The organism is Castellaniella sp., from assembly GCF_041677825.1.
Classification (GTDB): Bacteria; Pseudomonadota; Gammaproteobacteria; order Burkholderiales; family Burkholderiaceae_B; genus Castellaniella.
On the sequence record NZ_JBAYPG010000017.1, the window covers coordinates 24,507 to 37,095 of the forward strand.

The following is a 12,589-nucleotide window of genomic DNA, read 5'->3' on the forward strand; positions in this document are numbered from 1 at the left end:
ATCGCGTTTTTCATAGCCACTTTCACAGCCCCCTTTTGCAAACCCGAGCCTGCGGGCTCGCAGTCATCCAACGTCATGGTCTCTCTGTTCAAGAAAATCCTGGGTAGCCGCAATGATCGTCTGCTCAAACAGTATCGTCGGCTGGTTGTGCAAATCAATGCGCACGAGCCTGCAATGCAGGGCCTGTCCGATCACGAACTGAAAGCCAGGACAGAACAGTTCCGTGCGCAGCTGGCAGAAGGAAAGTCCCTGAATGCCCTGCTGCCGGAAGCCTTTGCAGTGGTTCGAGAAGCCAGCCAGCGGGTGTTCGGCATGCGGCATTTCGATGTCCAGCTGCTGGGTGGCATTGCGCTGCACAATGGCAAGATCGCCGAAATGCGCACAGGTGAGGGCAAGACCCTGATGGCCACGCTGCCGGTATACCTCAATGCCCTTGCCGGGCGCGGCGTACATGTGGTGACGGTGAATGACTATCTGGCGCGACGGGATGCCGAATGGATGGGGCAACTCTATGGTTTTCTGGGCCTGAGCGTGGGCGTGGTGGTGCCCCAGCAGGACAACGAAGAAAAACGCGCAGCCTACCGGGCTGACATCACCTACGGCACCAACAATGAATACGGCTTCGATTATCTGCGCGACAACATGGAATACCGCGTCGAAGATCGGCGCCAGCGCAGTCTGGCATATGCCATCGTCGACGAGGTCGACTCGATCCTGATCGACGAGGCACGTACGCCACTGATCATTTCGGGCCAGGCCGAAGACAATACCGAATTGTATGTCCGCATGAATGCGATCCCGCCGCTGCTGGCTCGCATGGCTGAAGAACCCAAGCCCCACGAACCCGAGCCCGAGGGCGATTTCTGGGTCGACGAAAAGGCGCAGCAGGTCCATTTGTCCGAGGCCGGGCAGGTCAGGGCCGAGCAGGTCATGACCAGCCAGGGCATCCTGCCTGCCGGCGAATCGCTGTACGATCCTCGCCATATCACGCTCATCCATCACCTGCTGGTCGCGCTGCGTGCACACAACCTGTTCCATCGCGACCAGCAATATGTGGTGCAGAACGACGAGGTGGTCATCGTCGATGAGTTCACCGGCCGGCTCATGGCGGGCCGGCGCTGGTCCGATGGGCTGCACCAGGCGGTCGAGGCCAAGGAAGGCGTGCGGATCCAGAACGAAAACCAGACGCTGGCGTCGATCACGTTCCAGAACTATTTCCGCATGTATGACAAGCTGGCCGGCATGACGGGCACGGCCGATACGGAAGCCTATGAATTCCAGGAAATCTACGGCCTCGAGACCGTGATCATTCCGACCAACCGGCCCATGGTCCGTGATGATCAGAATGATCAGGTATTCAAGACCGATGCCGAGAAATACCAGGCCATCCTCGCCGACATCATCGATTGCCACAAGCGGGGCCAGCCGGTGCTGGTGGGCACGACCAGCATAGAAAACTCCGAACGTCTCTCCGCGGCCCTCACCCGGGATGGTCTGCCCCACGAGGTCCTCAACGCCAAGCAGCATGCCCGAGAGGCCGAGATCGTGGCCGAGGCCGGCAAGCCCGGTCACATCACCATCGCCACCAACATGGCGGGTCGGGGTACGGACATCGTCCTGGGTGGCAGCGTCGAAAAGCAGATCGCCCTGGTGCGCGCCGATGAAACGCTGTCACCCGAAGAAAGGCAGACCCGCATCGAGACGATACGGCGCGAGTGGGCACCCGCCAACGAAGCAGTCAAGAAGGCAGGGGGCTTGCGCATCATCGGCACCGAACGCCACGAGTCGCGCCGCATCGACAATCAGTTGCGGGGGCGGGCAGGGCGCCAGGGCGACCCGGGTTCTTCCCGCTTCTATCTGTCGCTGGATGATTCCCTGATGCGCATTTTTGCCGGCGACCGCGTGCGGGCCATCATGGAACGGCTCAAGTTGCCCGAAGGTGAACCCATCGAGGCCCGCATGGTCTCGCGCTCCATCGAATCGGCGCAGCGCAAGGTCGAGGCGCGCAACTTCGACATCCGCAAGCAACTGCTCGAATACGACGACGTCGCCAACGACCAGCGCAAGGTGCTGTACTCCCAGCGCAACGAAGTGCTCGAGTCCACATCGGTGGCCGATACCATTGCCAGCCTGCGCGATGCCGAGATCACCTCCATATTCCGTCAGTACCTGCCCGAGGAAACCATGGAAGAGCAGTGGGACGTGCCCACGCTGCAGGCTACTCTCGAAGCCGACTGGTCCGTCGTCATGCCGTTGGCCGAGATGCTCGAGAAGGAGCCGGATCTCACCGATGACGACCTGCTCGAACGGGTGCTGGCCGAGATTCGCCGGCTGTACGATGAAAAAGTGGCATTGGTCGGTGAAGACGCCTGGCGCCCATTCGAGCGCTCGGTGCTGCTGCAGTCCATCGATACCAACTGGCGCGCCCACCTGGCCACCCTGGATCACCTGCGCCAGGGCATCCATCTGCGCGGCTACGCCCAGCAGGATCCCAAGCAGGCCTACAAGCGAGAAGCGTTCGCACTGTTTTCCGACCTGCTCGACCGGATTCGCAACGAGACCGTGCGCGTGCTCATGACGGTCCGGATCCAGTCACGCGAGCAGGTCGAGGTCGAAGAGCCCGCGAGCCCGGCGCTCGAGAATGTGCGCTACCATCATGCCGACTACGACGCAGCCCTGCGCGGCGATGATCTGGGCCTGCCTGAAGAAGAGTCGCCGGTCGCCGGGCAGCGGGCCGCCGTACCGCCGGGGGCCGTGCCCAGGGTCGGGCGCAATGAACCCTGCCCCTGTGGCAGCGGCAAGAAATACAAGCATTGCCACGGACGGCTGGCCTGAGCCCGGGGCGCGCCTGCGCGCCACAGGGATCCGCCGGTCTTACGGCGGGAGACGATATCAGGGCTTCGTGACACGCCAGGGTTTCGTGAAGTCGTGGCCGTGTGGGGCTGCAGCAAGAACCGTGCGGGGCTACAGCAAGAATATCGTGGCCAGCCCAAGGAACAGGAAGAACCCCAGCGAGTCGGTGGCAAACGTGAGCAGCACCGATGAGCCCATGGCCGGGTCCTTGCCGAAACGGTCGCGCAGCAGGGGGATCAGTACGCCCAGCGCTGCGCCGATCAGCATGTTGCCCACCATCGCGGCCATCATGACCCCGGCGACGGCGTAAGAATCGGAAATCACCCAGGCGAAGGTGGCCGCAACCAGGCTGCCACAACTGCCGACCAGGAATGTCACCTGCAGTTCGCGCTTGACCAGTGTCCAGATATTGGACCCGGTCACGCGCCCGGTGGCCATGGCGCGTATGATCATGGTCATGGTCTGGTTGCCGGAATTCCCGCCAATGCCGGCCACGATGGACATCAGGAACGCCAGAATGACGATGTGGCTGACCGTGTCCTCGAAGCGTGAGGCCACCAGCGAGGCAATCGAGGCGGTGCACAGATTGATCAGCAGCCAGGGGGCCCGGTTGCGCAGGGCCGACAGCACGGGTGCAAAGATGTCTTCTTCCTGCAGGCCGGCACGCGACAGTTCTTGCTCCTGTGAGTCTTCCTGCAGCACGTCGACGACTTCGTCGATGGTCAGACGGCCGATCAGCCGACCCTGCTCATCCACCACCGGCGCGGAAACGAGGTCATAGCGCTCGAAGGCACCGGCTGCATCGGCGTCGGAATCGAGTGGATTCAGGCTCAGGACATCCGGTTCCATGACCGAGCTGACCAGGGTGTCGGGTTCGCTGAGCAGCAGGCGCGACAGCGACAGCGTGCCGCGCAGCTGGTCGCTGCGGTCGACCACGAAGATCTGGTCGGTGTGGTCGGGCAGTTCCTGGAGGCGGCGCAGATAGCGCAGCACGACCTCGAGCGTGACATCTTCACGGACCCGCACCATGTCGTAGTCCATGATGGCCCCGACGGTGTCTTCGGGATAGCCCATGGCCGCGATCAGCTGCGCGCGCTCGGCTTCCGTCAGGCCCTTCTGGACTTCGGCAATGACGCCCGGCGGCAGATCGGGTGCCAGATCGGCGATTTCATCGGCGTCCATCTCGCCCGTGGCGGCGAGCAGGTCATCGTGGTCCATGGACTCGATGAGCGATTCGCGAACCCAGTCTTCGACCTCGAGGAGCACATCGGCGTCGTGCTCTTGATGGACCAGCTGCCAGACCGCCTGTCGCTGCTGCACGGGCAGCGATTCGAGGATGAAGGCAATGTCGGCAGGATGCAGGGCATTGATGATCTGGCCGATCTCGTCTTCGTGCTGGCGCTGCAGCATGCCTTCGAGCAGGTTGGAGCCATCTTCATCTTCGGTGTCGTGCTGCCGCTGCGCCAGTGCGTCGACGACTTCCTGGCGCTTCAGGATGGCCTGCAGTTCCTGCAGGGCCAGCTGGGCGTCTTCAGGGTCGAGGCGGCGTGGGATGACGACCGGGACAGGGGTGTCCGGGATGATGGGCTGATCGGCCATGGGGCTCAGGCTCCGGGCATGTCCGGCAGGGGACGGCTGCGACGCTCGTCATCGGTGGCCACGTAGATCAGCGTGGCTTCGGTCACCTTGACCACTTCGGTTTCCATGCGCTGGCGTTCGGCATAGACCTCGACCTGCACGGTGATCGAGGTGCGTCCGGTGTGGGTGATGACCGCATAGAAACTGAGCAGGTCGCCCACGAAGACAGGCTGCTGGAATGAAAAGGCATTCACGGCCACGGTGGCTATCCGGCCAGCGGCGCGCCGGGTGGCTGGAATCGATCCGGCAATGTCGGCCTGTGACATGATCCAGCCACCGAACACATCGCCATGGATGTTGGCATCGGCCGGCATGGGCATTACACGCAGGACAGCTGGATAGTCGGGTAGTGAGACAGGATTGGACATGACAGGTTCCAGGTTGCATGACATTCGGCCAGGCAGGTCTCGCTGGCGGTGGAGCCCTGCATTTTACCTGTCCGTGCCGATGGCTATCGGCAGAAACACGGATATCTTCGGGCTGAATGTGGCCGCACAATAAAACAGGCCCCCGAGTGTGAGGGCTGGTGTCTGGCATGCAGAAAGCAGGCGGTTGGTGGGTCGTGCGCGATTCGAACGCGCGACCAACGGATTAAAAGTCCGGTGCTCTACCGGCTGAGCTAACGACCCAACGCAAGCCGTGCATAATGACATTGTTTCGGTTCGTAGTCAATATTCAACATCATTCGGTTGGGGCGTTTCATGTCGGTACATCACGGTCGTTCATCCTTGCGTCTGCATATTCTGTCCGATCTGCACCTGAGCATGCAGAACCTTGCCCTGCCCGACGTGGCTGCAGACGTCACCATACTGGCGGGCGACGTGGCCCGGCCCGAGGCGGCCATGCAGTGGGCCAGCCAGATTCCGCGCCCGGTCCTGTATGTGCCCGGCAACCATGAATTCTACGGTGGCAGTATTCCGGGTGTACGGGCAGACCTGTCGCGCGCGGCCCAGGCGCATGGCATCCGCCTGCTCGATCAGCAGGCCGTCGTCTTTGAAGGTGTGCGCTTCCTGGGTGCCACCCTCTGGACCGACTTCCGGCTGTATGGTGTCGAGCTCCAGGATTCGGCCATGCAGAAGGCTGCCGAACTCATGCGTGATTTCAAGGTCATTCGCAATGCCGATGGCAGCATGTTCAGCCCTCGCGATGCGGCAGCCCTGTTTGCCGAGCAGCATGCGTGGCTCGACGCCCAGCTGGATCTCCCGCATGACGGGCCTACGGTGGTCATCACCCACCACGCGCCCAGCATGCGCAGTGTGCACCCGCGGTTTGCCGAGTCGCTGCTCAGCGCCGGCTTCGTGTCCGATTGCTCCGGCCTGCTGGGGCGCGCCGATCTCTGGGTGCACGGCCATACCCACGACAGCTTCGATTACCATGCGTTCGGCACCCGTGTGCTGTGCAATCCGCGTGGATACTGCATCAAGGGGGTGGATGAAAACACCCACTTCGATGCTGGCCTGTGCCTCGAACTGCCGCTTGCGGGGCTGCTCGACCAGCCGGGTTCCGAGGTCGCCCGACGCTGAGCCCGGGCGGGCAGCGGGCCCTGGCTCAGCAGGTTCTGGCTCAGCGGGCCCTGGAGATCCGGACCTCGGCGCCGCGGCGCTTCACCTCGAGCCCCTCCGAGGGCAGGATGCGCAGGCCTTCCAGCCCCTTGATATAGCTCGAGCCCTGCATCTGCATGACGCGGATCTTGTTGCGCATGACCACGGGATTGTGTTCGGGCATCCCGAACATCCAGACCTCTTCGAGGATACGCGCCGAGTTGATCTCTCCGGTGTGCTGGAGGGTCGGGCCCAGGCAGAGCATGTGGCCTTCACGGCCGAAGACGGGCAGGCTGTCGGGGCCGCAGTCCAGGCTCCAGCGTGTGCCGCCCTCATAGCGCCAGCCGGTGGACAGATCCCACCAGGCATCCCCCTTGGGCAGGTAGATTTCGGCCCGGGTGCCCGGCTGCATGACCGGGGCGACCAGCAACGCGGGGCCGAGCAGGTATTGCGTATCGTGGACATGCGCTTCGGGGTCGTGCGGGTAGGACTGCACCATCGAGCGCTGTACGGGCAAGCCAGTGCGCACGGCATCATCCACGATACCGGCCACGTAGGGCAGCAGGCGGTAGCGCCACTGCAGCCAGTGCCGGACCAGCGCCCGGGTGTCGTCGTCGAACGCATCCGGCATCAGATCCGGATGGCCCTGGAAGCTGAAATTGGCCGAAAACACGCACATGGCCAGCCAGCGCAGATACAGTTCGGCCGACATGCCGGCGGTCGGGCCAGTGGCGTTGCCCAGCCTATGGGTCTGCACGGCGACGCCACTGTTGCCGGTGGCCAGGGCGGCGCGCAGGCTGTCGGCATAGCCTTGCCACGAGTTTTCGACCTGGGGGCCCAGTTGCCAGGCAAAGCGCTGCACGCCGGGGAAGAGATCGCGGCTGAGGATGATGCCTTCCTGGGGCGTTCGGGTGCCCGGCACGGCATCGAACAGTGTGCGTCGTGCCAGCTGCGGATAGACCGTGCGCAAGAGGGCACCGGATTCACGGCTGCGGGCCTCGACGCTGTCTGGGAAGTCGAAACGGGCCTCGCAGGCCGGGGCTCGCAGGCCATCCTGTTCGGCCTGTTGATGGCGTTCGATCCACAGGCGGGCCACATCCTTGTGGGTCAGGTCGAGCACCCCGAAAGGGCGGCCCCCCGAGGCATCGGTACCCGGGCAGATCCAGGCATTGCCCTGATCGTCGGGCAGCAGCCAGCCATGGTCTTCGAACTCGTCGAAGAGCGCGGTGCCTTGAAGAACCCCCGGAAAGCATGTCCCTGCGAGATGCAGATCGAGCGCATCGGCCGCCTCGACCAGAGCACGCCAGTCGGGGATGCGGGCAGACCATTCGAATACCGGCTTGTCGGCCTGAAAACCCACGATGGCTGGATCCGCCAGCAAGAGTGCGTCGAGCGCCAGGCCCTGGGCGCGCAGTGAACGGACCTGTTCCAGGCTGTGCTGCACCGACTGACCGGATGCCTGATCGAGCCAGACACCCATGGGCCAGAGGCTGGGCTGCCCTGCGCGGCCAGTGAGGGCGGTATATTGGTTGAGGATTTCGGCGGGTTCGCCCACGTACAGAAAGAGGTCCAGGCCGGTGTCCGAGGTGCATACCCTGTATTGGCCCGCAGCCCGGAGGTCGTGTTCGACGCCCTGCAGTGTGCTGCAGTGCATGCCCCAGCCCCTGGGGCTCCAGGCCAGTGGCAGGGCGCGGTCTTGTGCCCGATCGGAATGCAGGTGCGCGCCGCAGCGGTTCAGTGCATGTGTGGTTTCGCCCAGGCCGCACAGAGGCTCGCCTTCTTGCAGGGCCCATTCAAGTGTCCATTGTGATCGATCCTGGCCCGCAGTGGCGCCCTGTACACCCAGGCGGACCTGGGCGACGGGTTCGCCCGCAACGAGCAGGCGCAGGGCTATGGGCGCGCTGCTGATTTCGAGGCAGGCAGCGCCCTGGGTGAGATGCCACAGGCCGGGGCGCTGTTCCTGTGCCTGCATTTCACCGACCGCCTCGTGGCGAACCAGCAGCATGTCGGACTGACGCTGTGCAGTGGCGCCTGGCTTGGCTGGATCCAGCCAGTGCCGTGGGCCGCAGCGCAGCCGGAATACCCCGGGTGCATGCGCCTGGATGCGCAGGCACCAGGTATCGGCCCGCAGGGCCCATTCGATGCAGGATGACGTCAGCAGGACCGGCGCGACATCAAAAGGCGCTTCGGTCTCAAAGATCAGGTCCGCCAGATCAGTGGTGGGAGACACTATGGCTCCTTGGCACAAGGTCGAGTGAAAACCGTTATTCTGACGGATTTGTGCCATAAAATAAAATCGTCAGCGTACACGGACGCGTTGCAGCAGTTCGCGCTCGATGGGTTCGGGTGCCCCTTCGAGCCTGGCTGCCATCCAGTTGCCCGCGAGCGCCGCCCAGCTCAGGGCGCGCGAACCATAGCCGCAGGCCAGCCATAACCCCGGCAGGCCGGGTGTTGCGCCGATCACGGGCAGGTGATCCCGGGTGGCGGCGCGCCACCCCGCCCAGGCTTGCGGCGCTGGGTGGCTCAACCAGGGAAGGGCACCAGGCGCCAGCCATTGCGCCAACTGGCCGCGGATGTCGTCGTGGCCCGCCTGGTCGGCCTGTGCCCGCGCCGCATGCGGCCGGTAGGTGCTGCCCGCCACAGCCCAGCCACCCAGCGGCGGCAGGACATAACCCTGACCCGCCACGATGCAGTTCGGCAGGTTCGAGGCCCCTGCGGGATACAGGCTGATTTGCCCCGCCAGTGGTTTCAGGTTCTGCAGCACGGGCCAGGATGCCATGGTGGTGCTGCCCGCCAGCATGCGCGGCGCGTCGATGGCATTGGCCAGCACGACCTGATCGGCCTGATCCAGAACCTGGCCCGCACGGCCCAGCAGCGACCAGCCGCCGGCCGAGGCCATGGCCAGACGGGCTATCCATGCCTCATGATACTCGATTGCGTGCTGCTGAAGCAGGGCGTGGATCAATGCTGGCGGATCCACACGCAGCGCCTGCGGGAACCAGAGGCCACCCAGGGGCAGCGCAATGCCGGCCTGCAGGCTGGCGGCAGGGGGTGTCAGCCAGCGTACCCAGGACGCCGGAAATTGCAGCCGGGCCAGAGCGGCTTGCTGGCGCCGCGCCTGTGCGGGAGAGCCCGCACAGACCAGGGCACCGCAGGCGAGTGGCCGGGCCGGTGGCGCAAGGTGCATCCAGTGGCGGTGCGCATGGGCGAGACCGTTGCGGCTCAGACGCGAGCGCGTGTCATCGTCCGGACTGAGTGCAGGGATGAGGGCGGCCCCAGATGGCGGGCCTGGATCCCGGATTGCGCGGCGTGCACCGGCGTCCCATACGCGCACGTCGTGACCCTGCCGGGCAAGCGCGTGTGCGATCGCCGACCCCGCCAGGCCGGCACCCACCACGGCGATCGACTGTGGCCCGGTCGGGTCTGCGCTACGCCCGAGCCCCGGGCGCAGGCGGGCAACGGTCATTTCGCGCTTGCCTGCAAACCCCGCTTGCCGGCTGACCAGGAATCCCGCATCCTGCAGGTCGCGCCGAACCTGTCCGGCTGCGCACCAGGTGGCCACCGTGGCCTCCTCGGCGGCCAGTCGGCGCAGTTGGGCGAAGAGTTCGGGACGCCACATCTCGGGGTTGGTGCGGGGTGCGAAGCCATCGAGAAAGAAGGCATCCACACTGGCCTGCGCCTGGCGGGCCATGACGCGTATCGACCCGAACAGCAGCGTCAGGGTCACGCGGCCCTGTGCGAATTCGAGCTGGTGGATGCCCGGCAGCAATGGGGGCCAGGCCGCGGCCAGCGCCTGCACCTGATCGTGCATGCCGGCCGGCAGGCCGCGCCAGGCCCGGCGAAGATCTTCGATGTGGAATGGATGCGCCTCGAAAGCGAGGTAGTGCAGTCGCTCGCAGCGCTCGGGGTCATTGTGCCAGGCCTGCCAGCTGGCCAGGAAATTGTGCCCCAGGCCAAAGCCAGTTTCGCCGATCGTGAACCGCTTGCGCCCGCGCCAGCGTCCGGGCAGGTGATTGCCCTGCAGGAACACATGCTGCGCCTGTGGCAGGGCCCCTGCGACACCATGATAGATATCACCGTATTGCGGATGGTATGGAATGCCGCGCGCATCTGCCTGCCAGCGCGCTGGCGTCAGAACTTCGCTGGGCAGGGCCACGATGGCATCCTGATGTGCAGCGGCCCGGTCTGCACGTACAATGATCGTCCGGGGCAGGTGTCCGACAGTCGCCCCGGCTGCCGGGGCTTCGGGGTGGATCGCATGGAGTATACGGATTTCGTGGTCATGGGTGGTCTGAATGCAGTCGCCGCACACGTGCGACCTGCAGCGGCCATTTTACAGGCCTATCCTGTTACAGGCCTGTCCTGCGGGTTCACGCCTCATGGGGGCATGCCTGCCTCCCGGGGCATCGAAAGCCTGCTGTACAACACCTGCAGCCCGCCAGGGGTTTCACACGCTGCTGGCCCCTGGCGGACAGCGTTCTTTCATGATCCGATCGAGTCCTGCCATGAACACTCACCTGACTGACACCCTGCAGCGCTGGCTGCCCGAATTCACCGAGATTCGCAGAGACATCCATGCGCACCCGGAGACGGCGTTCCAGGAGCATCGAACCGCTGACCGGGTGGCGGCGCTGTTGGCATCCTGGGGCATCCAGGTCGTTCGTGGCCTGGGGGGCACGGGTCTGGTCGGCACGATTTCCGGGTCAGCGCCGGGGCCGGCCATTGGCTTGCGGGCCGACATGGATGCCCTGCCCATGACCGAGGCCAACACGTTCGCGCACGCCAGCCGCCACCCCGGGGCCATGCATGCCTGCGGCCACGACGGCCATATGGCCATGCTGCTGGCGGCTGCGCGCCATCTGGCCGAAGCCCGTGATTTCGAGGGCACCGTCCACGTGATCTTCCAGCCGGCTGAAGAAGGGGGCGGGGGGGCCAGGAAGATGATCGATGACGGCCTGTTCGAGCGCTTTCCAATGGACGCGGTCTTTGGCATGCACAATTGGCCGGGCCTGCCCGTGGGTCATTTCGGCCTGACCGAAGGGGCCATCATGGCCTCGAGCAACAGCTTCGGGATCACCGTGCAGGGGCGCGGCGGGCATGGTGCCATGCCGCATCTGGGGGTGGATCCGGTGGTGGTTGCCGCCCAGCTCGTGCAGGCCTTCCAGGGCATCCTGACGCGCAATCTCGATCCACTCGAATCGGCAGTCATCAGTGTCACCCAGATCCATGCCGGATCGGCCGACAACGTGATCCCCGATACGGCAAGCATGCGTGGTACGGTGCGTACGCTGTCGACGGCGGCGCTCGATCTGATCGAATCGCGCATGCGCGACATCGCATTGCAATTGCCAGTCGCGCTGGGCTGTACGGCCGATTTCGAGTTTCGCCGCGAATATCCGGTCACCATCAATCACCGTGCCGAAACGGCGCTGTGCGCGCGGGTTCTGGATGAACTGGTGGGCGCAGACCGGCTCGATACGCAGGTGCGGCCATCGATGGGCGCCGAAGATTTCGCGTACATGCTTCAAGAGCGCCCGGGCTGCTATGTCTGGATCGGCAATGGCGAGGGCGGCCACCGGCTGCCCGGGCACGGCAGCGGGCCCTGCACACTGCACAATACCAGCTACGATTTCAATGATGCCCTCATCCCCCTGGGGGCCGCGTACTGGGTGAAACTGGCCCGGCACGCCCTGCAGGGCCGACCCTCGGCGGGCTGATCACGCGTGGTGCGCAAGCCCCCGTTCCTGGTGGCGGTTCTGGCTGGCATGGCGGGTCGCGCCGCGTAGCCGGCGGATAGGGCCAATACCCTGGACGCTGCATCTGCCAGCCTGTGATTCAGCGCGCCACGGCCACCTTCAGGGTACGGGTCGAACTGATCTTGTCGCTGCCCTCCGGCGTGATCTGTACGGTCACTTGACGGATCCGATAGCCCTTGGGCAGCTCGGCCGTGCCCGACAGGGTGGTGAACAGGCCCATTTCGAAGGGCATCACCGCCAGGTCGACGTAACCCGTATTGCCATTGCTCCAGGCACCGGTCGCCACAAATTTGGCTTCGCCCCTGAATATCGGTGCTTCGGCTCCGCCTTCGGGGGCATCCTGGATCAACAGGGCCTCGTAGTGCAGTTCGCCGTCCTGCAGTACCATGTTCGCCCCGCGGATTCCCGGGGTGCCACCGCGCGGGTCGGGTGGGATGGCCGAAATCAGGCTGGACACGCTGGCCTGCATGTCAGCCATCTGCTGGCTCATCTGGTCGGCACGGGCCGACTGGGTCTGCTGATCCTGGCGCGCCTGGGTGATTTCCTCGTTGATTTTCTTGGCGTCGGCCGTCAGCCGCTGGTTTTCCAGGTGCGTCGTGTTCAGATCGAGCCGCAGTGCTTCGGATTGCTCGACCGTCAGGCGTTGCGGACCATAGCTGCGTTGCAGGAAGACGACCGCACCGGCGCCCAGCACAATGCCAGTGATGAGCAACAGCAGCCAGCGCGGGATCCCGCGGCTGCGCCGTGTGTAGCCGTATGGGGTGGGTTTGAAGGTGGGGCGTTTCGGGCCAAACGACATGG

Annotated in this window: 8 protein-coding genes and 1 tRNA gene; 3 read left to right on the top strand and 6 right to left on the bottom strand. The window is 64.7% G+C overall.

Annotation, left to right across the window (positions count from 1 at the left end):
- Positions 1 to 75 precede the first annotated feature (75 nt).
- Positions 76 to 2,835 carry a preprotein translocase subunit SecA gene (gene secA / locus WCY17_RS08510; protein WP_372701752.1) on the top strand — a complete coding sequence of 920 codons (2,760 nt, stop codon included), beginning with the start codon at positions 76 to 78 and terminating at the stop codon, positions 2,833 to 2,835.
- Between the two features lie 129 nt (positions 2,836 to 2,964).
- Here the strand turns inward: secA and mgtE are convergent, their stop codons facing one another.
- From mgtE to WCY17_RS08525, 3 genes are all read right to left on the bottom strand, one after another.
- Positions 2,965 to 4,452: a magnesium transporter gene (gene mgtE / locus WCY17_RS08515; RefSeq protein ID WP_372701753.1), complete on the bottom strand. Its 1,488-nt coding sequence runs from the start codon at positions 4,450 to 4,452 to the stop codon at positions 2,965 to 2,967.
- A 5-nt stretch (positions 4,453 to 4,457) separates the two neighbouring features.
- Positions 4,458 to 4,859: an acyl-CoA thioesterase gene (locus WCY17_RS08520; RefSeq protein WP_372701754.1), complete on the bottom strand. Its 402-nt coding sequence runs from the start codon at positions 4,857 to 4,859 to the stop codon at positions 4,458 to 4,460.
- A 185-nt stretch (positions 4,860 to 5,044) separates the two neighbouring features.
- Positions 5,045 to 5,120 (bottom strand) — tRNA-Lys (locus WCY17_RS08525).
- Between the two features lie 72 nt (positions 5,121 to 5,192).
- Here WCY17_RS08525 and WCY17_RS08530 point away from each other — a divergent pair.
- Positions 5,193 to 6,014, top strand: coding sequence for a metallophosphoesterase (locus tag WCY17_RS08530; RefSeq protein ID WP_372701755.1), 822 nt, complete (start codon positions 5,193 to 5,195; stop codon positions 6,012 to 6,014).
- Positions 6,015 to 6,054: 40 nt separating this feature from the next.
- Here WCY17_RS08530 and WCY17_RS08535 read toward each other — a convergent pair whose 3' ends face one another.
- Both WCY17_RS08535 and mnmD read right to left on the bottom strand, forming a co-directional pair.
- The gene (locus WCY17_RS08535) at positions 6,055 to 8,262 is read right to left on the bottom strand and encodes a glycoside hydrolase family 31 protein (RefSeq protein ID WP_372701756.1); all 2,208 of its coding nucleotides are present in this window, start codon (positions 8,260 to 8,262) and stop codon (positions 6,055 to 6,057) included.
- 69 nt (positions 8,263 to 8,331) lie between these two features.
- On the bottom strand, positions 8,332 to 10,188 hold the full coding sequence (gene mnmD / locus WCY17_RS08540; RefSeq protein ID WP_372701757.1) for a tRNA (5-methylaminomethyl-2-thiouridine)(34)-methyltransferase MnmD: 1,857 nt from the start codon (positions 10,186 to 10,188) through the stop codon (positions 8,332 to 8,334).
- Between the two features lie 349 nt (positions 10,189 to 10,537).
- Here mnmD and WCY17_RS08545 point away from each other — a divergent pair, with 349 nt between their 5' ends.
- On the top strand, positions 10,538 to 11,749 hold the full coding sequence (locus tag WCY17_RS08545; RefSeq protein WP_372701758.1) for a M20 aminoacylase family protein: 1,212 nt from the start codon (positions 10,538 to 10,540) through the stop codon (positions 11,747 to 11,749).
- 118 nt (positions 11,750 to 11,867) lie between these two features.
- On the opposite strand, the gene WCY17_RS08550 is transcribed toward WCY17_RS08545, so the two are convergent.
- Entirely contained in the window at positions 11,868 to 12,587 is a 720-nt protein-coding gene (locus tag WCY17_RS08550) for a hypothetical protein (protein ID WP_372701759.1), read from the bottom strand.
- Positions 12,588 to 12,589: the final 2 nt, after the last annotated feature.